Origin of the sequence: Rhizobium aethiopicum (assembly GCF_900094625.1) — a bacterium.
Lineage (GTDB): Bacteria > Pseudomonadota > Alphaproteobacteria > Rhizobiales > Rhizobiaceae > Rhizobium > Rhizobium aethiopicum.
Genome location: NZ_FMAJ01000013.1, coordinates 1 through 24,370, shown reverse-complemented (window position 1 = coordinate 24,370; position 24,370 = coordinate 1). Strand labels below are relative to the sequence as shown.

Here is a 24,370-nt window from a genome sequence, read left to right as displayed (position 1 = left end):
ACGGCATTATCTTATGCATTGCAGCGATCTACATCAGTAGAAGCCCTGTCGCTACAGTCCCTACCACCAAGGCGGGCTTACGGCGCGGAACTGACCGCACCCACCTTGTAAAGAGCCCGCCTATCCGGCGGCGAACGACAGGGAAAGGAAGAAGCTATGTCTGCAGACACCAAGCCACTGATCGCGGTAACAGGTGCAACGAGCAAACAGGGGCGCAGCGTCGTTGCGACACTTCTTGAGAGCCAACGTTTCCGCGTCCGTGCCTTCACTCGGAGAAAGGATTCGCCTGAAGCTTTGCGTCTCGAGAAACTCGGCGCTGAAATTGCCATCGTTCCGCTCGAACTGGGCCTTGGGAAAGAACTCGTCGCTGCATTCAAGGGCGCGGATGGCGCATTTCTGATGACGCCGCCGATCGCCCCGCCGGCGACGATCGAGGCTCCCCTTGGCCGACAGCTGGCGGATGCGGCCGTCGAGGCCGGCGTCGGTCATATCGTTTTCAGCACGCTGGAGAATGTCGACAGGATCGCCGGTGGGACGAAATATGCGCCGCATTTTACCGACAAGGCGCTCGTTGCAGACCACATTCGCAGCCTGCCGATTTCTCATTCCTTCGTCATGCTGGCATTCTTCTACACCAACCTTCTCGAATATTATGTGCCGCGCATGGAAGGCGACACCCTGCTCCTGCCGATTTATCTTCCTGAAGATTTCCGAGCGCCTTTTGTCGATCCGCTGACGGCGACCGGGCCCGTTGTCCTCGAGATCTTCTCAAATCCCGAGCGTTATAACGGCAAAACGCTGCCGATCGTCGGCGATATCATTTCCCCGCGGGAGATGGTCGAAACCTTCCAGCGCGTGACCGGCCTCAAGGCCGAGTATCGAGATGCATTCACCAGGGATGGGCTGCTGCATTATTTTCCGGAGTTTGCCGCCAACGAGTTTCTCGTTCGAGAGATTCTCGGCATGGTCGAATATGCGGTCGAGTATGGCTATTTCGGCAAGGAGCACGATCTCCAGTGGAGCCGCCGACTGAATCCCGAGGCGCTCAACTGGGAGCAGTTTCTGCGGACGACGGGATGGCGCGGCGACAAGCGGTCTTTCGGAGGCTGAAGCATGTCTCGCAAGGTATGGCGCCGGTCTTCGACGACCGAATGCTTGCCCTAGAGCCTTTCCGGGTTAGATTGAAGCATTCTGTTGGCTCAAACGGAGTCGGATGGTCGACCGGCCGGCGCGCGTCGTAGCCCAGCTCTACGGCCAAGCCGGCCGGTCGATCAGCCGGCCCGTTTCAGCCAACCCTCCCGCAGATTTGCCAGGCAAATCTGCAAGACCATGGAATCGCCGGACGCACTTATCGCTTCGCCACGGCGAAGCGGTGCGGCCGGAGGGCCGGGGATGTTTCCGCCAGGATCAAAGGCGATCGGCTCGCGCGTACCTTGGGGTATGCCCTTCGCCAATCGCCTTTGCCCTGACGAAAACCTGCTCCGGCAGAATGCTTCAATCTAACCCGGAAAGGCTCTAAGACCTACGATCGCCGGATCCCCGGCAGCCTGGCAACCTCAGCGGCAAGAAAGTCGACGAGCAGCCGAACGCGGGCAATGGCTGCCCGCTCCGGAGCGATCAACAAGCTCAGCGGCACCGGCGAAGGCCGGTAATCTCCAAGCACCACCTCGAGCCGGCCATCGTCCAGAAGATCGTGAACCAGCCAGAGATGGGTAGGACCAATGCCGCGCCCGGCGGCAAGAGCTTCGCGCGCCGCAAGCCCGTGGTCGACGCGCAGCCGGCCACGGACAGGGATCATCAGGCTTGTGCCGTCGGGAGAGGAAACAAGGAGCTTGTCGCTGCCTGCCACATTGGACATCACGACAGTTTCGTATCGCGACAGATCGGCCGGCCGCTCCGGCCGTCCCCGGGCGGACAAGTAAGCCGGAGCGCCGACCAGCAGCCGCTGGCTTTCTCCAAGCGCGTGAAGTTTCATTGCGCTGTCGGCCAGAGGCCCGAGACGGAGCGCCACGTCGACGCCCTCGCGGACGAGGTCGATGCGCTGGTCAGTCAGGTTGAGGTCGACGCGGATGTCGGGATGCTTGTCCTGGAAGTCGAAGATCATCCGCGTGATATGCATCACGCCAAGCGCTGCCGTGCAGGAGAGCCGAACAGCGCCGGCTGGGGCGTCACGGGCGTCTCTGGCTTCGTCAGCAGCCTGTTCGACCAGGCGCAATATCTGAAGGCAGTTGGTATAATAGCGACTACCTTCGTCCGTGAGGGTGACGCGACGCGTCGTGCGGCTGAGAAGCGGCACGCCGACAGCCTCCTCAAGTTCGTTGAGGTGCCGCGTCACGCTGGATTGGCCGACGCCCAGCTCCTTTGCGACCATCGACAGGTTGCCGCGCTCGGCGACGCGGACAAAGGTGCGCATCCTGTCAAGAGATAGTCCCGCCTTATCCATTTTTCAGCACAGTGGTTGCCATCCGGTTCGTATACGGAACAATCCTACCGTGCCCGGTCCGGGCTCAGCAAGGCTCAACCCACTTCCATGCCCGACTACCGCGTCGACCCGCGCGGCACGATCGAGAAGCCGCAATTGACCCTGTCTTCGTCGGGTGGCTCGTCCCGGATGGCGCGCAGCAGCATGTCGGCGACACGGTGGCCGATGTCCTGACGCGGGATGTACACCGTCGTCAGCGGCGGCTCGATGAAGGGCGAAAATTCCAGATCGTTGAAGCCGCAGATGCCGACATCTTCCGGCACGCGAATGCCGCGCGCCTTGCATTCGATCAGCACGCCGAAGGCCAGTTCGTCGCTCTGGGCAAAGACGGCATCGACATCGGGCACGCGCTCGAGCAGGCGTGAAAAAAGTTCTCTGCCGAGGCCGATGCGGCTCGGCGCATCGCCGCCGATGATGAGATCCTCTTGGAAAAGACCGGCTTCCCGCAGCACAGCTTCATAACCTTCGATGCGCCGGCGCGAGCGCACATCGGCGCCGCGGCCGATGAAGGCGATCCTGGTATAACCCCTCGACAACAGGAAGCGGGTGGGCTCTGCGCCCGCCGCATGATGATCGAGGCCGACGACCAGCGACTGCGGTTCCTGGCTGAGATCGGTGACATGGGCGATGGGACAGGGAGCGTGTGCCATCAGCGGCAGAAGGTCGCGATAGGATTCGGCGCCGGCGATGATGACGCCGGCCGGCTTCTGCGTCAGGATGGATTTCAGCAGGCCGGCCTCCCCCTCGGCATGGTGCAGCGTACTGGAATATTGCACGGTGAACTCGGTGCCGCGGAAGCGACCCTCGATGCCGATCATCAGGCCGGCAAAGCCGTACTGCTGCAGGGCGGGCGTAATGACGCCGATCATGCCGTTGTGGCGGCCTGCCAGCGCCCGGGCGGCAAGATTGGGGATATAGCCCATTTCGTCGACCGTGCGCAGGATCTCCTCGCGCAGGTCCTCCGAGACGATCTTCGGGTTGCGCAACGCACGCGAAATGGTAATCGGGCTGACGCCCACCTTCTTCGCCACATCGCTCAGCTTCACCTGCATCCCGCGCTTGGCTTTCCGCCCCCGCTCAACCGAATTCTTCATCGCCCCTCATATGCCGCGGGCGAGACCCGCCTGCGGCCGATTCCCCGGTCATTACTTCCTGACCAAGAAATAATTTAGAGTCCACTAACTTTTCTATTCGCACCAGGTTCCTGAGAGGCGACTTCCCGGCGAAACCTCAAGGAATTTGCCGGCGTGCCGGAGCCGGAGCAAAGCCGAGGCCGAGAAGATTAGCCTCCAGTAATTCCTTAAAAATCGGCAATATAAACATGATCAATATTTAATTTGTAAATCCGCCGGCGGCAATCATATGAATGTCGAGCGCGAATTCTTCTTCCCCTCCCCGATCGTCGCCTCGCCGATCCGCGCATGCGAACGGAGGAATTGGCGCCACCTCATCGACGCCAGGTCCGAGACACGGAACCACGACGCCATCGCAAGCCAACGCTCTCGCAAGGGACCATCCCATGTCACGCATCCTCCGCAAACATTACGCCGCAGCGCTTGTCGGGGCCGCCGTCATCGCCGGCGCCGCCAGCCTGCCCTTCACCGTCAATTCGTCCAGTGCCTTTGCCGCGCCTTCCGATACCGGCGGCGTTCTCGCCGCGAGCGGCTCCTTCGCGTCGATCGTCGACGCCGACAAACCCGCCGTCGTCACCATCACCACGACGATGAAGGCAAGCAATGCCAGCGCCGACCAGGACTCGCCGATGGACGAGCAGTTCCGCCAGTTCTTCGAGGATCAGGGCATCCCGCTGCCGCGCCCGGCGCCGCAGCACCGGAGTTCGGAGCATGCGGTGGCGCTCGGCTCCGGCTTCATCATCAGTCCGGCTGGGGTGATCGTCACCAATAACCACGTCATCGACAATGCGCTTGATATCAAGGTGACGCTCGACGACGGCACCGAACTGCCGGCCAAGCTGATCGGCACCGACCCGAAATCCGATGTCGCCGTACTGAAGATCGAGGCGGGCAAGCCGCTCCAGACCATCGGCTGGGGCGATTCCGACAGGCTGAAGCTCGGCGACCAGATTCTCGCGATCGGCAACCCGTTCGGCATCGGCACCACGGTGACGGCCGGCATCGTCTCGGCGCGCGGCCGCGACCTGCATAGCGGGCCCTATGACGATTTCATCCAGATCGACGCGCCGATCAACCACGGCAACTCAGGTGGCCCGCTGGTCGACCGCGAAGGCAAGGTCGTCGGCATCAACACCGCCATCTATTCGCCGAACGGGGGCAGCGTCGGCGTCGGCTTCGCCATTCCCTCCGACGAGGCCAAGGCGATCGTCGCCAAGCTCGTGAAGAACGGCGCGATCGATCACGGCTATCTCGGCGTGCAGATCCAGCCGGTCACGAAGGATGTCGCCGATGCCGTCGGCCTCGACAAGACGGGCGGTGCGCTGGTGGCCGCCATTTCCGCCGATACGCCGGCCGCCCAGGCCGGCCTGAAGCCCGGCGATATCATCACATCGGTCGGCGGCGAAACCGTCAAGACGCCGAGGGACCTGTCGCGCCTGGTTGCCGATCTTTCCCCGGGAGCGCGGGAATCGCTCGGCGTCTGGCGCGACGGCAAATCGATCGATCTCAACGTCACCGTCGGCGCCAATGCGGACGGCCAAAAGCAGGCCGCGGCGGCAAGCCCGGAAGCGCAAGGCCATGCCTCCGGCCAGCCGAGCCTCGGCATCGGCCTCGCCGACCTGACGCCCGATGTGCGCCAGCAGCTCAACCTGCCGCGCTCCGTCAGCGGCGCGGTGGTCGCCAGCATCAACCCGGACAAATCGGCGGCTGCCGCCGGCATCCAGTCGGGCGACGTCATTGTCGCGGTCAACGACCGGCCGGTGCACAATGCCCGCGACGTCAAGGCGGCGATCGCCGAAGCCGGCAAGGCCGGCCGCAAATCGGTGCTGCTGCTCGTCGAACGCGACGGGAATAAAACCTTCGTCGCCGTGCCCTTTGCCGCGGCCTGAAGCAATCCCGGGAAAAAGCTCGGAAAAGCGGGCTCAGTTTGCTGACAAAGTGTCTTCCGTCATGCTCGGCCTTGTGCCGAGCATCTGACCACTTCAAATGATCCGACGTAAAATCATTTATGTTCAAATGCTTAGTCTGACGTCGCAGATCCTCGGCACAAGATCGGGGATGACGTCGCGATTAGTGGCTGTCCGGCTCCGGCACAAGGCTGCGGCCTGCGCTGCCATCTGCGCCGCAGCCTATGGTAAATGCCGGCATTTCCGGTCAAAAGCTGGCGGGGCCGACGATTTTTCGTGCCGGAAACTGACACAGAAACAAAGAGTTGCGCCATTGCCTGACAGGCCCGCCGATCCGTCGTCAACTGCCGCTGGACGAATTAACCCTACTGCCTTACCTTAATATCAGCATCAACTTGAATACATCCCGTCCTGTGACATCGTATTTTCATGATCGCTAATTGTTCCGGCACGGCCTCCCGGAACGGTGACCCGCCTTTCCCGAGAGGGACCGGCTTCATGCATCGAGGAGCGCCGCAACATCAAATGGAGGGGTATGCCATGAATAACATTGTGGAATTTCGTGCCAAATGCCCGGATGACAAAAGCCTGGCCGACTGCCGGGAGGCGCTCGAACCGCAGGTGATGAAGATCATCGCCGAGGCCGTCGGCAGGGGCTATCCGCCCGCCGAAGCGGCCATGGTGGTCGCCGACATCGCGGACGACTATATCCTGATGCTCTCGCGCCAGCTGCGGCATTGATGGCGGCGTGCGCGGATCCGCACGCCATTAAGCCGGAAATAAGGAGATCAGTGGACCGCGCAGCACCTGCCGGGGTAGCAGGGGTACAGGAGACGAGACCGGCCGCGCGGCCCGGCGATCCAAACGCCGGATAGTGCCGGAAGTTCCGGCTCCGGCGCTATCGCCATTTCGGCTGGGGCGGCGGCGAATTGGCCCGGATCTCATGCAGCGGCGCGTGAGACCCGAGCAGCTTCTTCAGCTTCTTCTCCTCCGCCGGGCCAATCCCAAACTTGCGGCAATGCTCGGCAACGTCATGCTCCCGGGGCCCGGGAATACGAACTTGGCGATTGCTCATGCTCTTCATGTCTGTTTCCTCCTTGAAAGGGATAACAGACAGGGAGCGGTTTTGTTCGTTAGCAAAATCTAATTTTAAACAAGGCTTGGATGACGGCAATATATCAGCCGAGCGGGCGCCGATTTGCTGCGTTTCACTTGCCGGCCGTCAGCCGCCGGACTGCCGAACAGGGCAAAGGTGGCGCACCCATCAACTGATCTTCAGCCAATGCCGCAACGCCGCCACCGCCTCATCGCTGGCATAGGCGATGACCCCGCCGGTCGTCAGGCCGGCGAAGGCGATCAGGCCCGATATGCCATAGCCGATCGACTTCATTCGTTTCCACTCTTCAAGAGCCGGGCCCACCGTCTCCTGGTTCTTCTCAACGGTTCCCTTGAGCGTCCTGATTTCGGCGCGGATCTGCTCATCCGCTCCGCCGCTGATCGCCACCCCGGTATCAAGATGGGCGATCTGCCTTGCCTGTTCGTCGAGCCGTTTGTGGATCACCGCACGGGCGTCATGCGCGCTGACCTTTTCGTCGCCCATCTCCTGGCGCAGCAGCGCGACATTTTCCTCGATCCCGGTCAGCCTTCCCTCCACGCGCCCGAGGGCACGCAGGATATCGTCGTTGGATGTCATGGCATCATGCACTTTCAAAACAGCCGATATCATTGACCCCTTGCGGCACCGCGTTTCCGAACAGATCTCGGGGTCCGGGGTCGATGCCGAAGAGGCTATTGATGTTCTGACCGCCGTTACGGCAAACCGATGCGCCCTGGGTCTTGTAAGCTCCGAGGTCGAGAGGATCGAAACCGCCGATGTTTCCGACAGGCACAGGCCCGACCATCGATGGGTTGGCGGCTTTGAAGGTTGCCGATCCGGCAACGGTTTCCTGAGTGGGGAATGCCGTGCGCCAGTTGGAGAACGTCGTGTAGGTGGCCGAGCCCCACTTGAGCGAGGTCGAGGGTGAGGAATAGCAGTTGCCGATACAAAGGTAGGCAGGCGTCAAGCTGGTCGAGGAGTTGATGACCTTCGAGCCGGTGCCCGCCATATAGACGATATTGTTGGCAAAATAGCTGGCGGAGAATTGATTGGGGTTGCTGAAGAGATAGAACCCGTTTGCTGAGGCCAGGCTGTTATAGATCGTGTTGTTGTGGATGTTGTTGTTCGGCGCGGCGCGGCCAGTTTCGGCAGTGCCGACAAGGACGCCGCCTTTCGATGCCGGCCCCTGGGTGCCGTCGTTCTCACTGATGTTGAAGCGGATGGTGTTGCCGCTGAGCGCCTTGATGGTGGCATCGGCAAACTGGTAAATCTGATAGCCGGAGCCATAATTGTCGTGGCTGTAGCAATACTGGACGATGCAGCCCTGGCAGCCGCCGTCGATGTCGAATCCACCGCCATCGGAGGTCCCAACGCCAGTCTTGTTGTGGTGGCTCTCGCAAAACTGGATGGTCGAATTCAGGCATTCATAGAACCAGATGCCGACCGGTTCCGAGGCGTATGTGTTGTTCGCCCCGTTATTGTAAGCTTCGCAATATTCCACCAGGGCTCCGGAGCACTGTCCGAGAAGGATGCCGCTGCCGGAATGGGAGACGGTGATGCCGGCCGTGCCGGTATTGTTGTAGACCTTGCAGTTGCGAATGATCGGGCTGGTGTGGCTGACCGGATTGGCGCCCAGGCCGTAAAGACCCTGGATGGTGATGCCATTGCCGGTGTAATCCGTGGCGTTGCCGGTGCAGTCGTGGACGAAGCAACCGTCGATCAGCAGTCCATCGAAGCCTGAAGCCGAGCTCGTCGCATAGGCATTGTCGCCTGTGTAGACGGCGATGCCATCAACGCCATAGCCAGAGACGTCCAGACGCAGCAGCGAGACGCCGCCGAGCTTGGCGTTCCCCAGCAGGTCGTTGACGAGGTGGCAGCCTGTTGCCGTGCTCACCGTCTGCCCGGTACCGACGAAGATGAGGTCTTGGACGGTGACATCGTGCGGGTTGACGGCGTCAAGCCCCTTGTTCGAGTTGAGGCTGGCCTGGATGGTGGCGGTGCCGGTGCCATAGGAGCCGAATATGGTCGTCTGTCCCGGCGCACCGAAATGCTGGCCTTCCCGCAGCGTCAGGCTGCCGCTGAAGGTCACGCCACCCTTGAACAGGACCTGCGAGCCGGCAGGAATGGTGGCCGCGTTGACCTTGGCCAAAGTTTGCCAGGCCGTCGGACTAAGCCCGTCGCTGGAGTCGGAACCTGCCGGGTCAACGTAGTAGATAATAGCAGGCGCCAGCGCGGCGCTTCTCATCGGGATGCCGATGGCGAAATCCAAACTTATTCTCATGGGCGCGCTCCAAGTTTTGTCCTGAGGTCGTCGTAGAATTTGATGCTGCGCCCCTGGCCGGCGTTGGCGCGGTCGAGCGCCTGGCGCTCGCGGGCAAGGATCGCGATCAGCGGCTCGCCTTCACGGACGGGCGCATGTGCTTCCTGCATTCTGAGATCTTCGGGCAGCGGCGGCAGCACGATGCCGGCTGCGGCCTGCCCTCTGGCGACTGCCGCCCTGTTCAGGCGCTCAGTGGCGGAGCAGCCACTGACGATCAGCAGCAGTGACAGCGCAAGCGCGGTTCTTTTGCGAAAGCTCGAGTTCATAGGATCGGATCTCGTTTTCCAATGTCTCTCTGGCGGCCTGTTCGGTCGCCTTGGCGGCCTTCAGACGCTTGCGATGCTCCTCGCCGGCGCCGGCTGCCGCATCGCGCTGGCGCTCCATCTCGGCCGCCCTGGCTTCGGCCGCCGTCTTTTCGGAAAGCAGGACATAGCCGGCGCGCGCCTGGCGCGCCGCCGAGGGGTAGCCGATTGAGACCGCGTAGAGGTGGTAGATGACGAGGCCGGCGGCGATGCCGGCGCCCATCTTCAGCGTGTCGAGAAGGGAGAACATCAGATGCCCTCCAGGCATAAGGCGCGCTCCTTCTGCCGGCGGCGCGTCAGGCCGGGAAAGGTGATGCCGGCGGCGCGGTTCCATTTGAGGAGCGCCTCGCAGCCCTCGGCCGTCTGGCCCTGGTTGATCAGTTTGACGACACTGGAACCGCATGCAGCCCTGACGCCACATTGTAGGCGAACGAGGTCAGCGCCACGAACCGCGCATCCGGAAGCGGGGCCGTGACGCACCGCCCTATGCCATTGGCATACTGCTGCAGCTCGAGCGAAAGCAGCGCCTTGCACTCTCCCACCGTCCTATAATCGCCCGGCTTCACCCCGTTGGTGCTGCCGTAGCAGATCGTCCACGGCTGGCCTTGAGTGGCCGGGTCAGGATAGGCGTGCTGCCGCAGCCCTTTGAAACTCCCGACCAGCGCCACGGCCATGGCGGCCGCAGCGCTACCTTTCTGCAGGCGGTTTGCCATTCAGTTCTCCTGAGATTTTCTGCTGGACGAAGATGCGGGCGACGATCGCCGCGGCGGCGAAGAGCCCCGATGCCATGGACATGGCGATCTGGATGTAGATGTTGCGCGACACCCAGGTTGCGGCGACGACATTGGTGACAGGCTCGAGGACGATGAGGAGCAGCGCCAGCGCCATCAGACGGACGGACCAGGCGTGCTTCATCACCGCGCGCCAGTTATGGACGAGCATGGGGTGGGCTCCGGGTTGTGTGGATTACGCACAGAAAAAGGCGGCTCCGAAGAACCGCCTTGAAGATCCGTGACTTGTGCCTGTACGACCCTTTCTGAGCCGCAGGGACCATAGCTTACTTGCTGAGGACGTAGCAGTGGAACGCATTCGTCGGATTGTTATGCATCTCAGTCGCCGCGAATGGCACTGCGAACCGCTTCAGCGATTCCACCCACTCTGATTTCACATCAGCTAGCTTGTCGACCGGAATGGCCTCCACCGCTTTCAAGAATGCCGGAAACATCGGCCTGAACCCAATATCCCAAGCCTGAATAATGTGTTTCGATAAATGGTTCGAGTGACGACGGACCTTCAGTCCGGCCGACCCAAAGATTTCCCGCCATTGTTCGTCGCTCGCTGCCTGTTTGATGTTGTCGCTCAAACGGCCTCGGTCAAGCTCGTCGAGCCAGCTCCACGCGGGATCTTTGGTTTGCACGAATAGACGATTGAAAAAGCTGTAGTCCGGAAGAGTCACGTTCGGCAGCATCAGGCACAATTGCCCGCCGGCCGCAGTATTCGGCAAAGCTCTGCCATCGCACTTGCAGGATCATTCAGCCAATAAACTATGTTCGAGAAGATCGTATCGAAACTATCATCTTCAAACGGAAGAGGCTCGTTTCCGTCGCCGACAACGGTCTCAGCATAAAGACCGAATCCAGCCGCTTTCTTCAGCAAATTTGGCTAGTGGTCGAAGCCGACGGTAATCTGATAATCCGGTCTCTTTGCCACTAGTGGCGCGTAGCTATCGTCATAGGCATCGAACACGTCGACCTTCTCGTAAAAACGGTCAAGGTTCACCGTCTTTTGAAACGCATCAAAGCGGGGATCAAACTCGCCGCCAGCCCTGATGAATGAGAACAGGCCGTCGCCGCAGCCGAAATCGAGTGAGCGACCGATAAACTCGATTGCCCTCGCCACAGCCGGCCTGGTCGAACTCGACCTTTGCCAGGATGCGCCGAGTGCCGTTGATGCGGTCGTGGACATAGGCGCGCTCGACCTTGCGGACGGTGCCGAGGCCGCGCGCCTTGACCTCCTTCAGCATGATTTCGATGCGGGTCATGCCGCCGCGCGTCCATTCCCGCACCCTGATGTCATGCGGCATGTTGTGGACGCCGTAGACATAGCCATGTTCACCCGCCCGCCGCTCCAGCTCGTCGAGCACGCCGTCCATGCCGGTGCCGGTATGCTCGAAATAGCCGATCATCCTGACGGGGCCGGGCAGCACCTGGAACAGCCAGACGCTGTTGGTGTCGTCCATGCCGATGTCGGAGATGGTGTGGACCGGATAACCTTCGACATGCGGGAAGACACCGATACGCTCCTCGGCGTCGGCGATCGCCATCTGGTCGGCATAATAGGCGCCTTCGACGCTCGCCTCGAAAGCTTCGGCCGGGGTCGAGGGATATTCGCGCTTCATGTCGCCGAGCTGGATCTCGACCTTCTTGACATACCAGGCCTTCTGCCCCGCCGTCAGCGTGATCCCCTGCTCGGCAAGCTGGCGGAAATATTTGACGAAGGCGTCGCTGATGATGACGCCCTCGGGGGCGATCGAATAGTGCGGCTCCTTCCACCAGGGGAAAAAGTGGAACTTGAAATCGAGCTCGGTCAGCTCGAGCGCCTGGCGCTGCTTGACCTGGGCATCCTCGCAGAGCGCATAGAAATGCCCCTCCTGGCCTTCCGCGGTGCTTTCGACGAAGACCAGCTGGCCGGCCTGCACCGTGTTCAAGGCGCCGGTCCTGACTTCCCGCGCCTTGTCGGGATATTTGGCGCAGAGCTTTCCATATTCGGAGATGTGCAGATATTGCAGCGTGCCCGAGCGCAACGATGTACCGACGCGGATGCTCGAATTATTGGCAAGCAGCAATTCGCTTTGGTTGGTCCTGACAACAGGCACGGCGTTGCGGATGCCTTCGGGCAGATTGTCATAGGGGTATTTGATCTTGTCGCGGAAGATCGTCTGCACGTCGCCGAGCGTATGGGCGATGGTGCCGGCCCTGATATCCCGGTTGAAGACGCAGGCATCGAGCATGAAGATCTGGATGAAGGTGGTGAGCCCCAGCTGGCGGGCCTTCAAGAGCACGTTGAGATAATGCATCTCGTCGAAAAGGCTCATCTGCATCATGTTCATCTCGAACCTGACGCGCCTGCCCGCCTTGTCGGTGATCCAGTAGAGATTGTTCAGCCGCCAGCGCCAGTCGGAAAACTGGTCAACCGCCGCTTGGAAGTCCGCGCGTCCTGCCATTGACCGCCTCCAGCAATTGCGAGACTTCGCCGGTCACGGCCTCGCCGGCCTCGACCTTGGCGCTGTATTTCTTCGGCCTGAGCTTCTCGGCCACCCATTGGCGGGTGGCGATGCGCAGCTGCGAACGGCGGATCGCCTCGCCATTCTCCTGCCAGCCGGTGGTTTCGCCGGCCGCATTCTTCTTTTCGATCCAGTCATCGCTGCTGTTGTCGGCGATCTCGACGATCTCGTCGACGAAGCTGTCGGCCATGATCTCGCGGGCCAGCGCATATCGCGCCCGGAACGCCGCCTTGTCCTCGTCCGCCAGCCACGAGAGCACCGTCGATTTCGCCGGCATGTCCTCGTCCCGGCAGATCGACCGCAGGCTTTCCCGGTCGGCGATACGCGCGCAGATCTTCTCCGCCAGCGCCTGGCTGAACTTGGTCGGCCTGCCCATCGGTCCGCGTCTGAGGCTCAGAACAAGGCAATGATGTTGGCGGCCGTGGTCCCGGTCAGCGCCACGATCGCCGCATGAACCGGCAGGATCGTCCCGGCCGGCACGCTCTTGAAGATGACGGGATCCATATCCCGCCGCGGCGCAATCGCCACATCGCCGGCCGTTCCGATATAGAGCGCGCGGGCGCCGACAATCGCGCTATCGTTCGGCGTCACCACAGCGGCCCGCGAGGCCGGAGCAATCGAGGGGTCCATGCAATTCTCCTTATGAGAGGTGGATGTCCTGGCGACGCGGCCGCGTCGGGCGGCTCAGCGGCGTTGGCCAATGCGCAAATTCCGATTGGCAAATCGCCCGCCCCACTCTCCGTCATCCCAGGCCTTGAGCCTGGGATCCATGCCGCAGCTGGCTGAGACTAGCCGTGATCCTCGGGTCAAACCCTGGGATGACGGAGCAAGGGGTAGGCTCCTTGGCAAATGAGCGGGCGCTGACACGCTGACTCGTTCGCAAGACGCTGCGAACAGCGCACAAGTTCGAAGAGCCGCGCCGACTTGACCGCCGACATCAGCTCCCGATTCAACTTTCGCAGCTTGGATTTACGGTAGTGATAACTGATGCGCCGGGAGGTGATCAAGAACTGATTACGGCTCTCCCACCAGATCAAAATCGGCCTGCTCGTGCCGGATTCCTCCACCCCGCGCCGACGCAGGATTTGGCGAAAACATCCCTCCACCCTCCGTCATCCCAGGCCTTGAGCCTGGGATCCATGCCCGCTGCTGGTGGAGACCGGCCGTGGATCCTCGGGTCAAGCCCGAGGATGACGGCGCAAGGGGCTCGCTCCTTGGCAAATGAGCGGGCGCTGACACGCTGACTGGTTCGCAAGGCGCCGCGAACAGCGCACAAGCTCGAAGGGCCGCGCCGACTTGACCGCCGACATCAGCTCCGGATTCAAATTTCGCAGCTTGGATTTGCGGTAGTGATAACTGATGCACCGGGGGGTGATCAAGAACTGATTAAGCCTCTCCCGCCAGTTCGAAATCGATCCTGCTCGTGTCAGATTCCTCCACCCCGCGCCGACGCCGGATTTGGCAATCCGCGCCCCCCAATCTCCGTCATCCCAGGCCTTGAGCCTGGGAACCATGCCCGCTGCTGGTGGAAGCCGGAGTGGATCCTCGGGTCAAGCCCTGGGATGACGGAGGGTGGGGTAGGCTCCTTGGCAAATGAGCGGCCGCTGACGCGCTGACTGGTTCGCAAGGCGCTGAGAACAGCGCACAAGTTCGAAGAGCCGCGCCCACTTGACCGCCGACATCAGCTCCGGATTCAAATTTCGCAGCTTGGATTTACGGCAGTGATAGGTGATGTGCCGGGAGGTGAGAACTGATTATGGCTCTCCCACCAGATCAAAATCGGCTCATGCCAAATTCCTCCACCCCTCTTCGACGCCGAACTTGGCAAATCGCCCGCCCCACCCTCCGTCATCCCAGGCCTTGAGCCTGGGATCCATGGCCGCTGCTGGTGGAAACCCGCCGTGGATCCTCGGGTCAAGCTCCCTTGGTGGAGGCCGACGTGGATCCTCGGGTCAAGCCCGAGGATGACGGAGCAACGGGTGAGCGCTGTGCCACCCGCAGGCCTCTTTTGAAATGAGGCCTCCTCCATCCAATCGTGGCAGCACGCCCAACCCGCTTTGCCAAGCGTCAGCTTCGGCGTACAAATAACAGGCTGTCGGTCAAACGATGGAGGCGTTGGTGAAAACTGCAGGACTTCTTCTTTGCCTCGTCGCTCTTCTCGGCGTCACTGTTCCCGGAATCCCGGCCAAAGCCGAGGAATTGGTGCGGTTTGAAAGCGCGCCCGTGAAGCTCAGCGCTTTTCGAATCCGCAAGGCTCTCGAACAGGGAGAGGTTCTTTCCCAACCGCCGGGCACGCCGTTGCTCGGATATTTGTCCCGCCCGCCGGGCGATGGCCCCTTCCCGGCGGTCGTCATCATGCATGGATGCGATCACCTGCGTTTAAGTGTCAAGGACCTCTGGCCGAAACGGCTGGTCAGATGGGGGCATGTCGTGCTTGTTGTCGACAGCTTCACCACCCGCAACCTCAAGGACACGTGCCGAAGCCATCTTCCCGAGCGCGTCTTCGACGCCTACGGCGCTCTGGACTTTTTGTCGAAATCAAGCTTCGTCGATATCGGGCGCGTCGCGCTGATGGGCTTTTCGGCGGGCGGCACCGCGACACTCGATGCAACAAAAATCGGCGGGAACGAGCAGCTTATGGAGCGCAAATTCAAGGCGGCGGTCGCCTATTATCCCGCCTGCGACGTTAATCGGGGCGATCCGGCGGTACCGACCTTGATCTTGATAGGCGAACGAGACAATTGGAGCCGGGCTGAACGATGCCAGAAGAGCCTTTCCCGTCTCCGCGATGATGCCCCGCCCGTCGAACTCGACGTTTACAAGGGCATCTATCACAATTTCGATGCTCCGGAGTTCACGGCGGGAAAGAGAGTGCTGGGCCATATCGAAAAATACGACCCCGACGCCGCGTTAAAGTCCATTCGCAGCGTGTATGCCTTTCTTGGCAAGTACCTCTAGTGAAGGCCGATCGGCGGTCTGGCCCTGCTCATCCGCCAACCGCGCGTTTGGCACCAACGCACACCCCAATCTCTGTCATTCCAGGCCCTGAGCCTGGAATCCACGCCCGCGGCCGGTAGATGTCCGCGTGGTGGATCCTCGGGACAAGCCCGAGGAAGACGGAGCGCGGGGTGAGTTCTGGGGCAAATCCAGCGACGTCTGTGGATGAGGACAGGGGCCTCCCGATCGTCCTTGTTGCAGCAAACACGCGCCGGCTGTCTGCCGGCCAGCGCCCCTTGACATCGCAGCCTAAACGCCGCTCGGCCGCCCGGAGGTTGTCGCCTGGCTCGCCGAAGACATGAACGCCTCCTCCTCGCTCGGCACCTTCCCCTCAGGGGTCAGATCGTCCACCGCTTTGGGAAGATCGCGGCTCAGCCGGCCAAGGATCTCCTGATGCGAAAGGCCTGTATTGCGGGCGATCTCGTCCAGGACGTCAGGGCCGAGGGCTGTGGTCAGTTCCCCGTCATTGATGTCGGCATTCGGCCCGCGGCGCACCCAGGATTCCATCTTGTCTCCCTGGCCGTTCTGCTGGAACGTCTTCAGCAGATCGCCGAGGCCGCCGCTGACGATGCTGCCGGAGCTTAGCCCGCCGAGAAGGCCGCCCAAGCCGCCTAAACCACCGCCGGAGCCGGCCAGCCCGCCGAGGATGCCGCCGAGACCGCCCGTCTGCTGGCCTCCCGCCCCGGCTTGTTGCGGGTTCTGGAGGCCCCGCAGGAGCTCCTTGATCTTGTCCCTGTTCTGGTAACCGGCAACGGCAAGAACGGCGAGAAGCGCCTTCATTTGACCGCTCATCATGATGAAATCCTCCTATGGTGCTCCATGGCTTTAAGCCACCCGGAGCGCTGAATGGACGCAAGGTTCACAGTGCTGGAAGGTTAGCCGCCGGTGGGCCCGAGAGCCCACGCCGGCGGATTATTCGACTGTCGCAAGGCAGGTCAGATTTCCGGGCAACCGCGCCGGTTGGCAAAGACCATCCGTTCAGGGCCGCGGCGCGTCATCCCCTGGACGACGATGCTGCGGGGCGACATGCGGACGATCTGAGCCCGGCGAAGCCCTTCGCTGCGGGCGATGTCGAGCGCATCGTCGGGATCGCAGCCGCGCCGCGCGCGGCGGTCATAGCGGTCGAAATCGCGATCGCGGTCGTAAATACCGACGCCGCCGGGGCCGATGCGCAATTCCATGTCCTGCGTGGCGGCGATGGTCGGCGCGATCGTCAAGCCGCTCATTGCGGCCAGGCCGACCAAGACGAACTGAAGCGTTTTCTGCATGAATTCCTCCCAAGGTCTTCTGCTTATCGCCATATCAACATCGCCATGGGGTTTTTGTTCCGTGGAGCAGGAGAAGCCGGGCGCGTGGGAGTCAAGGCGCCGTGGCTTTAACGCTCGTGCCGAACATGATGCTCCAACCAGGCGACAGCGAAGCTGCAGATGGAAGCCGCATCAACCAGGACCGACGCCGCTTCTCCGACCAGGCCCTGCGCTCCCGCGCCGCTCGCGAGAAATGCGCGGACGATCTCGTCGAAATAGTCGCTTGCGAGGCCGGGCACGATCGGATCGCCGGTGTCGAATTCCTCGATCATGCGCCATACCACCCCGGCCGGCGTCGCGAAGGGCGCCTCATAGCGGCGCAGCCGTTTGCTCGGGATATCAGCGAGATGCTCGGCATGGTGGAGAAGGGTCATCGTGTCGAGCGGCGCACCCGCCATCAGCACCTTGCCGCCGGCCTCCACGAGTTTGGCGAGGGGAGAGCCCTTGCCATAGCCATAGTCGAGCGGATGGTCAGCCGTCAGCCAGTCGGCCCTTGCGCCGATTGCCGCGACGGAGGCGCCCGGATTGCCGCTGCGTCGCGCCCCTGGGCTCGTTCGAAGGAATTCAGGGAATATGCCATTGTCGCGGATGGCCCGGGAGGTCGCAGGGTCGAAGGGCGCGATATGGCCGCGCCATTCGCCAGGAACGCGTCCGTCCTCGTCGAGCAACTCGTCATAGGCGCCGTTCCAGTCCGTATAGGCGACGATGGTGCCTGAAAGCCCCACGGCATCGCCCAGCGCATCGATGAACATGTCGGGACCGTTGAGCAGCCGCCCCACCCTGCTCATCGCGGCATGCACCATGACCATGTCGCCGGCGCGAAGGCCGAGCTTCTCCAAATCCTTGCTGAGCGAGAGGCGGGTGTGAAAGTGCAAAGCGGTCATGGACCAACGATCATCGGGTCGTGGGCGGGAGTCAATCTCCCCGTTCGGACTTTCAAGACATCATTGATCGCGCTGCCCTGCTTACCGCCCAGGCGCCCTCCCACCTCTCCGTCATTCCAGGCCTTGAGCCTGGAAATCCATAACCGCGGGCTCCAGCGCAAATTGCCTTTGACATTCCGCCGCAAAGAATATATCCATTCGGCTATATAGCTAGGTGGTGATTCATGGACGACAGGCTTGATGCGATTTTCTCGGCACTCTCCGATCCCACACGGAGAGCAATTCTGGCGCGGCTTGCGAACGGTAAGGCGACCGTGGCCGAACTCGCCGATCCCTTCGAACTGTCTCAGCCCGCCATCTCAAAGCATCTCAAGGTCCTGGAACAGGCCGGATTGATCCGCTCTGGCCGTGAAGCGAATTCGCGCCCCCGCGTCATCGAGCCGGCCGCGTTGAAGACAATTGCTGATTGGATCGCCGATTACCGACGCTTCTGGGACGAAAGCTTCGATCGTCTCGATGACTATCTCACCAAGGTACAAGGATATGAAAATGACTAATCCAGACACCGACAACAGCCACGACCTGGTGCTTGTGCGAAGGTTCGAAGCCCCATGCGATCTGGTTTTCAGGGCATGGACCGACCCGGAAGCCTTGGTGCAATGGTGTGGTCCTCACGGTTTCAAGGCAGTGGGCGACAGACTGGAAGCCTGGCCCGGCGGCAGACACCGGGCCTGCCTGATCGCACCGGATGGAGAAGAGCATTGGGTCGGCGGAAAATATCTGGAAGTGGAGCCGCCGCACAGGCTCGTCTTCACACATGCCTGGGAGCGCGGAAGCGGCGAAACCAGCCCTGAAACGGTCGTCGCCATCACCTTCAGGGAAAGCGACGGAGGCACGGAAATGACATTCCGGCAGAGCGGATTTGCAAGCGCATCTTCACTTGAGGGTCATGAGACCGGTTGGTCGCAAAGTTTCGAGCGATTGGGCTTTTTTCTGGGGACTGAATCCGAAGGGCGGAACCATGCGTAAGGCAGCGATGAAGCTCTATTATTGCGAGACGCTCAATCCCCGGAAGGCCTGCGCCGCCGCTCGTTTTCTTCAAGCAGACGTCGAGTTCGTCAGGGTTGATCTCGCCAGCGGAGAGCAGCGCACTGCAGAATTCCTGGCGCTGAACCCGAACGGCAAAGTCCCGGTGCTGCAGGATGATGCCGGAACCTTATGGGAAGCGAACGCCATCATGTGCAGGCTCTCCGACGCCGTCGCATCGGATTTCTGGCCGCATGATCACCGGCAGATCGACGTGCTGCGCTGGTTGAGCTGGGATGCCAACCATTTCACCCGGCATGGGGCAACGCTGTGGTTTGAAATGTTGATCAAGCCGTTGTTCGGCGGAGAGCCTGATGTGGGCGTGATCGAAGATGCGAAGGCGAACTTTCGGCTCCATGGCCGCGTGCTCGACGCCCATCTGGCCGCCAATAGCGTCGCCGTGGGGAAGACACTGACCGTCGCGGATTTCGCTTTGGCTGCTGCGCTTCCTTATGCCGCCGCTGCCGACATACCACTCGCCGAGTTCCGGCATATCCAACAATGGTACGGACGGCTTGAGGAACTGGATGCGTGGCGAAACCCTTTCCCAGCCTGAGAGGGCACGCGCGAAGAACCTTTTTCGGTTTGAAAGCCGTTTATCAGATCTCAGAGAAAAAGCGCCGCGGCCGATATCCTGAGCGCATGGCCGGCGTCGCTTCCGGCTGCTAATCTCAGTTCCGTTATCATGAGCGGAGACGAGCGATGCCGGATCAACAGGAAAAATTCGAGCATTTGAAGGCACTGCATCAGCGGGACAGCGCTTTCGTCATCCCCAACCCCTGGGACGCCGGTTCGGCGCGTCTTCTGGCCAGCCTCGGATTTGAGGCCCTGGCAACGACCAGCGCGGGATACGCCTTTTCCAAGGGCAAACTCGACTCCTCCGCCAGCCTCGGACGCCGCGGAATTCTCGACAACGCCGCTGAAATCGTGGAGGCGACCGATCTGCCCGTCTCTGCCGATCTGGAGGATGGTTTTGGCGCTGAACCGAAGACCTGCGCCGAGACGATCCGCCTGGCGTGTGAGGTCGGGCTTGTCGGCGGATCGATCGAGGACGCGACAGGAGATGGCGCCAGGCCGATCTACGATCTGTCTCATGCCGCAGAGCGCGTCCAGGCCGCAGCGGAGGCTGCACGGAGCCTGCCTTTCCTCTTGACCGCGCGGGCGGAGAACTTTCTCTGGGGCCGGCCCGATCTCGACGACACCATTAGACGATTGCAGGCATTTTCGGCTGCCGGAGCCGATGTGCTTTACGCACCGGGCCTGCCCGATATCGAAGCGATCCGGACGGTGTGCGGCGCCGTCGACAAGCCCGTCAACGTCGTCATGGGCCTGCGGCCACCCTATTACTCCGTTGCAGAACTCTCGGCCGCCGGCGTGCGCAGGGTGAGTGTCGGCGGATCGTTTGCGCGGGCCGCCCTCGGGGCGCTGATACGGGCAGCCGAAGAGGTGAAATCGACCGGCACCTTCGGTTACGCCATCGATGCGCTCCCTGCTGCCGCGATCAGCCAGTTGATGTCACAGGAAAAGCGCCAGGACAGACAATGAGCAGATGCATGACCGCTTCAGGCATGCGCCGATCGCCAATGCGGAAAGGTGACATAGGCGGTGAGCACGCCGCCGCATGCGAGCGGTTCGTCACCGTACCGCCCTCGGACCGGTTCAGATGCGGCGAACAGGCCATATCGACGATCAACAGGACGGCATCAGCTCGCATGGTGGGAACACCGAAGTTTTCCTGACGACATCGTCGTCTCTCGACCTCTTCTCTACAGCAACACTTTGTGCCTATACTGCCGCCGTGCCGAGCACGCCACGCCGCAAAGGGCCGAGGTTGCTGCAAAGCGTTCTTGGTATTGCCAAACCTGCGGGTATATTCTGTTGTGAGCACCACAAAGTACTTGCTGATCTTGCCGCTGATGGCGGTCATGGCCTACATGGCGATCGTGGCGCTGGTCTATTTTTCGCAGCGGAGCCTGCTTTATCCCGGAGCCGGCGCCACACCTGCTGCTCAGCACGCAGCTTGGGGCGAGTCGGTCGACGTCAAGACACCCGACGGCGAGGTGCTTCGGGGACTTTACAGCCAGGGCGACAGCGACAAGCCCTGCGTGCTTCTCTTTTTCGGAAATGGTGACCGGGTCGACAATTATCCGTTTCTCGCACAGGCGCTGGCCGCGCGCGGGATCGGATTGCTGGCGATTTCCTATCGCGGCTATCCCGGATCGACCGGCTCACCCAGCGAGCAGGGCCTGCTGACGGACGGCATCGCCGCCTACGACTGGCTTTCGGCACACGCCGGAACCGAGATCGTCGTGCTCGGCCGCTCACTTGGCACCGGCGTTGCCGTGAACACGGCCGCGAACAGGCCGGCCGCGGGCGTCATCCTCGTGTCTCCCTACCTGTCGGTTCTGTCGGTTGCGCAGGCGCGCTATCCGTTCCTCCCGGCTGAAATTCTGCTCAAGGATCCCTTTCGCTCCGACCTCAACATAGGCAAGGTCACACAACCGAAGTTGTTCCTCCACGGCCGGCTTGATGACAGTATCCCACTTTCATCAGGGCAGGCGCTGTACGAGATCGCACCCGAGCCCAAGCGGATGGTGATCTATGACCGCGCGGGTCACAACGATATCTTCACCGATGACATGGTGGGCGACGTGATCCGTTTCGTGGAAGCGCTGAAAGGAAATCGGCCTTGAATCCTGTCATGGATGGAAGCGGTTTCCCGACGAAACCCGATTTGCAGGCGAAAGATCATCGCGGTTTGGCGGGTTCGGCTTCGAACCCATAAGCTCTTTCAACGAGCGCAACGCGGATCTCATAACGCGTATACCAGTCCGCCCTGCCCCGGCGTTGCGCTTCGAGGTGATCGACGACCGCTTTCCATGCCCGGATGCTTTCCTCGTCCCTCCAATAAGAGTTGATTATGCCGAAGCCGTCAGCACGTCGAGCGCTTTCGAAACCCAAAAATCCGGGCTGCTGCTTTGCCAGTTCCACCATCGCAGCGCCGACGTCACCGTAGCCGTCCTCGATCTCCGTTCGTTGCGATGAGAAGCAGACGACGTAATAGGGTGGTGCAGGCAAGGTCGCGATAGACATGCTAAACCCTTGTTGCGGACATACAGAGATCTTTGCAACCATCCGCAGTGCGGTCAATCCGCAACCCGATACCGGCACAGAGTACAGCCGCTCCGCCGTCCCGGGAACCGTGAAGGACGTCACCGTCAACACCAATATGATCAAGAACTAAGGCGCCATTGGGTGCAGGGGCGCCGGAGTTCGGCCGAGACGCACCCCCTCTCCGTCATTCCAGGCCTTGAGCCTGGAATCCATGGCCACCGGCCGAGGAGACGGCGTAGGTCCTCGGGTCGAGCCCGAGGATGACGGAGGGTGGGGTGAATCTCTGCCGATACGTCCCGCGGGCGTTATCGGAAGCGAGGAAGTCCGCGACGCCAGCGATATCTCTTGGCTGGCCGATTCGGCCGAGCGGTGTCAGCGACCGTGCGAATTTTTTTCGTCTTCCTCAATGCGGCCTGCAGAGGTGGGCAGCGCCACGATGCGCCAAAACGGATGGAGGTGTTTCGAGCGGAGCGAAAGATCGGAGACGCTTCCCGCCCATGCTTGTGTCGGGGTCATTTATCGGGAAAAGTGGCGACATGAACAAGATCGACATTCACGCCCTGCGTCAGATTGGATGGGATCGCTGGGATCCTATCGGCATCCGTCAACTTGGAAATTCAGCCTGGCGAAGTGGCGCTGCCGATGAATATGATAGTTACCTTCTTCATGCCGCCAATATGATCCTCCACGGCGCGGCTCTCGATACCGTTGCAGCCTATCTTGATGGAATAATTTCCAGTGATTTGGCACTCGGGCCTGTTGAGGACGCTGTTCATCGCGCTTCCCTGCATACGGCCGAGGCGATCTCGGCCTACGTGCAGGCCAATCGGGCAAGCTCATGAAGCTAGCCTTGAGCTCGCCAGCGTCATTACACGTCGGACCTCCGCCAACCAGGACTTGCGCGCACCCAACGCGCCACACGCCGTGTGCGCGGTGAGTTCGGTCGAGACGCACCCCCACTCTCCGTCATTCCAGGCCTTGAGCCTGGAATCCACGGCCGCAGCCGATCGAGCGTGTGAAGTGCGGACCGTTCTAGGCCGATGATCACAAGCGAGCGTGCGGAAATCAGTGCCTCGGCCTGCCGACGAAAGGGCGTCCGATGCGAGCAAGACGATGTCGGCATCGGAATGTCGCTTCGGCGATGGCGATCACGCTATTGGGAAGGCGCCGAGCAGCAGGCAAACATCCAGCAGGCGGACGGGAGAGCATTTCAGCGACAAACATCACGCGGATTGCAGATTGGTGAACAGTGTTCTCAGGCCACGTCTTCGAACGCTGGTTCACAGACTGGAAACATCTTCATGTGAAGTTTCGTCAATGTGGACAATCACTGACCTTATACCGTGGGCATCTGCGCTGCCTCCCGCTCTTTGGGAATTGCGGAACGTGTGGAGACGACATGGCTGGATTTTGGGAGCCTGTGCCGGCTTGATCGTCTTCGGCGGCGTATTTATCTGGATTCATCTTATCCAGCAGTCAGTCGACAATATGAACTATGGAGCGATCGGTATTGTGCAAGCTCTCGGATTGTTGCTTGGACCACTTATTGCCGCCATCGTCATCACCAAGAGGGCAAGCTTGGCTGCTGGAGTTTTTGCTGGAGTAGCCGTTGGTTTCTGCGTCTACGTCGTCACTGCCACCGTTGGAATTGGTATCCACGGCGAGTGAAGCCCAATTAGTTCCATTCGGTGTGGCTTTGCTAGACTTCGGCCACATTGGATGCCGCCAATCTTCCCGACGATATTGCTGCCTTAACGGTGATGCTGATCGCGGCGGCGATAATCAGAGCGGATCGACGGGCAATGCCGTGGAAGCACCCGGTGCGAACACACGACTGAAGTCCGCTGTCGGCCCAGAGCGGCTATTCGTCGGTGGATCGCACGAGTGAAGATCGCAAAGCGAATGTGAGGTTGTTCTTTAAAATTGTCCAAAGAACGTGATTAACACTTTGCTTTTTGCCGCGTTAAACATCAGATCGACATCCACGTGCCGGTATCCCGCCTCGCCTTGATCCGTGGAGTAGGTGTAGTAGTTGCAACATCAAATCGCTGTCCAACTTTGAGGTTCCAAGCTCGCTCGTGACTGGTTACCGCAGAACGCTCGATAGAAGGGAAATGAGGTCGCGCTGAGATAAGCCGCGCTGCTCAAACGGATCGACGGAATTGGGCTTGATGAGGTGGATGGCTCCCTCTTCCGGCGCCATAGTGAAGGAGCGGTCACGATGATCGCTTCAACTCGGAGATGTCATCCATGAACGCAGTGACGACGATTGGGCTCGATCTGGCTAAACGAGTTTTTCAGGTTCATGGGGCGGATGCAAAGGGCCGCCCTGTCCTTCAAAAGAAGCTACGCCGCGAGGAAGTGCTCAGCTTCTTCGCCAAATTGCCGCCTTGTGTTGTCGGAATGGAGGCATGCGCCTCGTCCCATCACTGGGCACGCGAGATCCGCGCTCTCGGCCA

Annotated in this window: 28 protein-coding genes and 4 pseudogenes; 12 read left to right on the top strand and 20 right to left on the bottom strand. The window is 61.1% G+C overall.

The annotated features are described in order from the left end of the window. Positions 1 to 156 precede the first annotated feature (156 nt). The gene (locus GA0061105_RS23600) at positions 157 to 1,110 is read left to right on the top strand and encodes an NmrA/HSCARG family protein (RefSeq protein ID WP_092753238.1); all 954 of its coding nucleotides are present in this window, start codon (positions 157 to 159) and stop codon (positions 1,108 to 1,110) included. 412 nt (positions 1,111 to 1,522) lie between these two features. On the opposite strand, the gene GA0061105_RS23585 is transcribed toward GA0061105_RS23600, so the two are convergent. Next, positions 1,523 to 2,443, bottom strand: coding sequence for a LysR family transcriptional regulator (locus tag GA0061105_RS23585; protein ID WP_092753236.1), 921 nt, complete (start codon positions 2,441 to 2,443; stop codon positions 1,523 to 1,525). Between the two features lie 95 nt (positions 2,444 to 2,538). Then, positions 2,539 to 3,576: a LacI family DNA-binding transcriptional regulator gene (locus GA0061105_RS23580; RefSeq protein WP_064692167.1), complete on the bottom strand. Its 1,038-nt coding sequence runs from the start codon at positions 3,574 to 3,576 to the stop codon at positions 2,539 to 2,541. Between the two features lie 425 nt (positions 3,577 to 4,001). Here GA0061105_RS23580 and GA0061105_RS23575 point away from each other — a divergent pair, with 425 nt between their 5' ends. Next, positions 4,002 to 5,504, top strand: coding sequence for a DegQ family serine endoprotease (locus tag GA0061105_RS23575; protein ID WP_092753234.1), 1,503 nt, complete (start codon positions 4,002 to 4,004; stop codon positions 5,502 to 5,504). 558 nt (positions 5,505 to 6,062) lie between these two features. Further along, positions 6,063 to 6,263, top strand: coding sequence for a hypothetical protein (locus GA0061105_RS23570; protein ID WP_064692164.1), 201 nt, complete (start codon positions 6,063 to 6,065; stop codon positions 6,261 to 6,263). Between the two features lie 157 nt (positions 6,264 to 6,420). On the opposite strand, the gene GA0061105_RS23565 is transcribed toward GA0061105_RS23570, so the two are convergent. From GA0061105_RS23565 to GA0061105_RS33445, 13 genes and pseudogenes are all read right to left on the bottom strand, one after another. Beyond that, positions 6,421 to 6,606, bottom strand: coding sequence for a hypothetical protein (locus GA0061105_RS23565; RefSeq protein ID WP_064692163.1), 186 nt, complete (start codon positions 6,604 to 6,606; stop codon positions 6,421 to 6,423). 180 nt (positions 6,607 to 6,786) lie between these two features. Next, the gene (locus GA0061105_RS23560; RefSeq protein ID WP_092753232.1) at positions 6,787 to 7,215 is read right to left on the bottom strand and encodes a DUF1515 domain-containing protein; all 429 of its coding nucleotides are present in this window, start codon (positions 7,213 to 7,215) and stop codon (positions 6,787 to 6,789) included. A gap of 4 nt (positions 7,216 to 7,219) precedes the next feature. Then, positions 7,220 to 8,899 carry a right-handed parallel beta-helix repeat-containing protein gene (locus GA0061105_RS23555; protein WP_141130227.1) on the bottom strand — a complete coding sequence of 560 codons (1,680 nt, stop codon included), beginning with the start codon at positions 8,897 to 8,899 and terminating at the stop codon, positions 7,220 to 7,222. Beyond that, on the bottom strand, positions 8,896 to 9,123 hold the full coding sequence (locus tag GA0061105_RS23550; RefSeq protein WP_092753416.1) for a hypothetical protein: 228 nt from the start codon (positions 9,121 to 9,123) through the stop codon (positions 8,896 to 8,898). Before GA0061105_RS23550 ends, GA0061105_RS23555 begins: the two co-directional genes overlap by 4 nt. 4 nt (positions 9,124 to 9,127) lie before the next feature. Next, on the bottom strand, positions 9,128 to 9,490 hold the full coding sequence (locus tag GA0061105_RS23545) for a hypothetical protein (RefSeq protein ID WP_092753228.1): 363 nt from the start codon (positions 9,488 to 9,490) through the stop codon (positions 9,128 to 9,130). After that, a pseudogene (locus tag GA0061105_RS23540) lies at positions 9,490 to 9,953 on the bottom strand (lysozyme). The gene GA0061105_RS23545 and the pseudogene GA0061105_RS23540 overlap by 1 nt, the downstream one beginning before the upstream one ends. Continuing rightward, on the bottom strand, positions 9,928 to 10,182 hold the full coding sequence (locus GA0061105_RS23535; protein ID WP_092753226.1) for a DUF7940 domain-containing protein: 255 nt from the start codon (positions 10,180 to 10,182) through the stop codon (positions 9,928 to 9,930). The pseudogene GA0061105_RS23540 and the gene GA0061105_RS23535 overlap by 26 nt, the downstream one beginning before the upstream one ends. A gap of 115 nt (positions 10,183 to 10,297) precedes the next feature. Further along, the gene (locus GA0061105_RS34190) at positions 10,298 to 10,708 is read right to left on the bottom strand and encodes a hypothetical protein (RefSeq protein ID WP_245304407.1); all 411 of its coding nucleotides are present in this window, start codon (positions 10,706 to 10,708) and stop codon (positions 10,298 to 10,300) included. Next, positions 10,708 to 10,896: a class I SAM-dependent methyltransferase gene (locus GA0061105_RS34185; RefSeq protein ID WP_245304405.1), complete on the bottom strand. Its 189-nt coding sequence runs from the start codon at positions 10,894 to 10,896 to the stop codon at positions 10,708 to 10,710. Before GA0061105_RS34185 ends, GA0061105_RS34190 begins: the two co-directional genes overlap by 1 nt. A 214-nt stretch (positions 10,897 to 11,110) precedes the next feature. Next, positions 11,111 to 12,463: pseudogene (locus GA0061105_RS23525) on the bottom strand (terminase); the annotation flags it as partial. Beyond that, positions 12,429 to 12,899, bottom strand: coding sequence for a terminase small subunit-like protein (locus tag GA0061105_RS23520; protein WP_092753224.1), 471 nt, complete (start codon positions 12,897 to 12,899; stop codon positions 12,429 to 12,431). The gene GA0061105_RS23520 and the pseudogene GA0061105_RS23525, both read right to left, overlap by 35 nt. Positions 12,900 to 12,916: 17 nt before the next feature. Continuing rightward, complete coding sequence (locus GA0061105_RS23515; protein WP_092753222.1) at positions 12,917 to 13,153, bottom strand: spike base protein, RCAP_Rcc01079 family; 237 nt, start codon at positions 13,151 to 13,153, stop codon at positions 12,917 to 12,919. A gap of 1,437 nt (positions 13,154 to 14,590) precedes the next feature. After that, positions 14,591 to 14,884, bottom strand: a complete 294-nt coding sequence (locus GA0061105_RS33445; RefSeq protein WP_245304414.1) for a hypothetical protein — start codon at positions 14,882 to 14,884, stop codon at positions 14,591 to 14,593. Here GA0061105_RS33445 and GA0061105_RS23510 point away from each other — a divergent pair. After that, on the top strand, positions 14,822 to 15,481 hold the full coding sequence (locus tag GA0061105_RS23510) for a dienelactone hydrolase family protein (RefSeq protein WP_483434107.1): 660 nt from the start codon (positions 14,822 to 14,824) through the stop codon (positions 15,479 to 15,481). The two genes, GA0061105_RS33445 and GA0061105_RS23510, sit on opposite strands and share 63 nt — an antisense overlap. Positions 15,482 to 15,769: 288 nt before the next feature. On the opposite strand, the gene GA0061105_RS23505 is transcribed toward GA0061105_RS23510, so the two are convergent. The 3 genes from GA0061105_RS23505 to aac(3) all read right to left on the bottom strand — a co-directional run bounded on the left by GA0061105_RS23505 (position 15,770) and on the right by aac(3) (position 17,711). After that, a complete protein-coding gene (locus GA0061105_RS23505) occupies positions 15,770 to 16,315 on the bottom strand; it encodes a YidB family protein (protein ID WP_064692659.1) in 546 nt (181 codons plus the stop codon). A 140-nt stretch (positions 16,316 to 16,455) separates the two neighbouring features. Then, a complete protein-coding gene (locus GA0061105_RS23500; protein WP_064692136.1) occupies positions 16,456 to 16,788 on the bottom strand; it encodes a hypothetical protein in 333 nt (110 codons plus the stop codon). A gap of 107 nt (positions 16,789 to 16,895) precedes the next feature. Next, entirely contained in the window at positions 16,896 to 17,711 is an 816-nt protein-coding gene (aac(3), locus tag GA0061105_RS23495) for an aminoglycoside 3-N-acetyltransferase (RefSeq protein ID WP_092753218.1), read from the bottom strand. A gap of 224 nt (positions 17,712 to 17,935) precedes the next feature. Between aac(3) and GA0061105_RS23490 the strand changes: the two genes are divergently transcribed. From GA0061105_RS23490 to GA0061105_RS23470, 5 genes are all read left to right on the top strand, one after another. Continuing rightward, complete coding sequence (locus GA0061105_RS23490; RefSeq protein WP_092753216.1) at positions 17,936 to 18,268, top strand: ArsR/SmtB family transcription factor; 333 nt, start codon at positions 17,936 to 17,938, stop codon at positions 18,266 to 18,268. After that, positions 18,261 to 18,740 (top strand): SRPBCC family protein, encoded by a 480-nt coding sequence (locus tag GA0061105_RS23485; protein ID WP_092753214.1) that lies wholly within the window; start codon positions 18,261 to 18,263, stop codon positions 18,738 to 18,740. The genes GA0061105_RS23490 and GA0061105_RS23485 overlap by 8 nt, the downstream gene beginning before the upstream one ends. Continuing rightward, positions 18,733 to 19,353: a glutathione S-transferase family protein gene (locus GA0061105_RS23480; protein WP_208601696.1), complete on the top strand. Its 621-nt coding sequence runs from the start codon at positions 18,733 to 18,735 to the stop codon at positions 19,351 to 19,353. Before GA0061105_RS23485 ends, GA0061105_RS23480 begins: the two co-directional genes overlap by 8 nt. 146 nt (positions 19,354 to 19,499) lie before the next feature. Continuing rightward, entirely contained in the window at positions 19,500 to 20,342 is an 843-nt protein-coding gene (locus tag GA0061105_RS23475; protein WP_092753213.1) for an isocitrate lyase/PEP mutase family protein, read from the top strand. Positions 20,343 to 20,677: 335 nt separating this feature from the next. Further along, a complete protein-coding gene (locus GA0061105_RS23470) occupies positions 20,678 to 21,490 on the top strand; it encodes an alpha/beta hydrolase (protein WP_092753211.1) in 813 nt (270 codons plus the stop codon). Positions 21,491 to 21,545: 55 nt separating this feature from the next. Here GA0061105_RS23470 and GA0061105_RS23465 read toward each other — a convergent pair whose 3' ends face one another. Continuing rightward, positions 21,546 to 21,890, bottom strand: coding sequence for an antibiotic biosynthesis monooxygenase family protein (locus GA0061105_RS23465; RefSeq protein WP_064692132.1), 345 nt, complete (start codon positions 21,888 to 21,890; stop codon positions 21,546 to 21,548). Between the two features lie 319 nt (positions 21,891 to 22,209). Further along, positions 22,210 to 22,284 (bottom strand): annotated as a pseudogene (locus GA0061105_RS32510) (oxidoreductase); the annotation flags it as partial. Between the two features lie 163 nt (positions 22,285 to 22,447). Here GA0061105_RS32510 and GA0061105_RS23460 point away from each other — a divergent pair. From GA0061105_RS23460 to GA0061105_RS33080, 3 genes and pseudogenes are all read left to right on the top strand, one after another. After that, positions 22,448 to 22,753, top strand: coding sequence for a hypothetical protein (locus GA0061105_RS23460; RefSeq protein WP_092753209.1), 306 nt, complete (start codon positions 22,448 to 22,450; stop codon positions 22,751 to 22,753). A gap of 586 nt (positions 22,754 to 23,339) precedes the next feature. Then, positions 23,340 to 23,579: a hypothetical protein gene (locus GA0061105_RS23455; RefSeq protein ID WP_245304404.1), complete on the top strand. Its 240-nt coding sequence runs from the start codon at positions 23,340 to 23,342 to the stop codon at positions 23,577 to 23,579. Between the two features lie 582 nt (positions 23,580 to 24,161). After that, positions 24,162 to 24,370 (top strand): annotated as a pseudogene (locus GA0061105_RS33080) (IS110 family transposase); the annotation flags it as partial.

Bases quoted from the DNA above. Each gene is read 5' to 3' on its own strand.
- GA0061105_RS23600 (WP_092753238.1), top strand. From the start codon at position 157: ATGTCTGCAGACACCAAGCCACTGATCGCGGTAACAGGTGCAACGAGC.
- GA0061105_RS23585 (WP_092753236.1), bottom strand. From the start codon at position 2,443: ATGGATAAGGCGGGACTATCTCTTGACAGGATGCGCACCTTTGTCCGC.
- GA0061105_RS23580 (WP_064692167.1), bottom strand. From the start codon at position 3,576: ATGAAGAATTCGGTTGAGCGGGGGCGGAAAGCCAAGCGCGGGATGCAG.
- GA0061105_RS23575 (WP_092753234.1), top strand. From the start codon at position 4,002: ATGTCACGCATCCTCCGCAAACATTACGCCGCAGCGCTTGTCGGGGCC.
- GA0061105_RS23570 (WP_064692164.1), top strand. From the start codon at position 6,063: ATGAATAACATTGTGGAATTTCGTGCCAAATGCCCGGATGACAAAAGC.
- GA0061105_RS23565 (WP_064692163.1), bottom strand. From the start codon at position 6,606: ATGAAGAGCATGAGCAATCGCCAAGTTCGTATTCCCGGGCCCCGGGAG.
- GA0061105_RS23560 (WP_092753232.1), bottom strand. From the start codon at position 7,215: ATGACATCCAACGACGATATCCTGCGTGCCCTCGGGCGCGTGGAGGGA.
- GA0061105_RS23555 (WP_141130227.1), bottom strand. From the start codon at position 8,899: ATGAGAATAAGTTTGGATTTCGCCATCGGCATCCCGATGAGAAGCGCC.
- GA0061105_RS23545 (WP_092753228.1), bottom strand. From the start codon at position 9,490: ATGTTCTCCCTTCTCGACACGCTGAAGATGGGCGCCGGCATCGCCGCC.
- GA0061105_RS23535 (WP_092753226.1), bottom strand. From the start codon at position 10,182: ATGCTCGTCCATAACTGGCGCGCGGTGATGAAGCACGCCTGGTCCGTC.
- GA0061105_RS34190 (WP_245304407.1), bottom strand. From the start codon at position 10,708: ATGCTGCCGAACGTGACTCTTCCGGACTACAGCTTTTTCAATCGTCTA.
- GA0061105_RS23520 (WP_092753224.1), bottom strand. From the start codon at position 12,899: ATGGGCAGGCCGACCAAGTTCAGCCAGGCGCTGGCGGAGAAGATCTGC.
- GA0061105_RS23515 (WP_092753222.1), bottom strand. From the start codon at position 13,153: ATGGACCCCTCGATTGCTCCGGCCTCGCGGGCCGCTGTGGTGACGCCG.
- GA0061105_RS33445 (WP_245304414.1), bottom strand. From the start codon at position 14,884: ATGCATGATGACGACCGCCGGGAAGGGGCCATCGCCCGGCGGGCGGGA.
- GA0061105_RS23505 (WP_064692659.1), bottom strand. From the start codon at position 16,315: ATGATGAGCGGTCAAATGAAGGCGCTTCTCGCCGTTCTTGCCGTTGCC.
- GA0061105_RS23500 (WP_064692136.1), bottom strand. From the start codon at position 16,788: ATGCAGAAAACGCTTCAGTTCGTCTTGGTCGGCCTGGCCGCAATGAGC.
- GA0061105_RS23490 (WP_092753216.1), top strand. From the start codon at position 17,936: ATGGACGACAGGCTTGATGCGATTTTCTCGGCACTCTCCGATCCCACA.
- GA0061105_RS23485 (WP_092753214.1), top strand. From the start codon at position 18,261: ATGACTAATCCAGACACCGACAACAGCCACGACCTGGTGCTTGTGCGA.
- GA0061105_RS23480 (WP_208601696.1), top strand. From the start codon at position 18,733: ATGCGTAAGGCAGCGATGAAGCTCTATTATTGCGAGACGCTCAATCCC.
- GA0061105_RS23475 (WP_092753213.1), top strand. From the start codon at position 19,500: ATGCCGGATCAACAGGAAAAATTCGAGCATTTGAAGGCACTGCATCAG.
- GA0061105_RS23465 (WP_064692132.1), bottom strand. From the start codon at position 21,890: ATGTCTATCGCGACCTTGCCTGCACCACCCTATTACGTCGTCTGCTTC.
- GA0061105_RS23460 (WP_092753209.1), top strand. From the start codon at position 22,448: ATGAACAAGATCGACATTCACGCCCTGCGTCAGATTGGATGGGATCGC.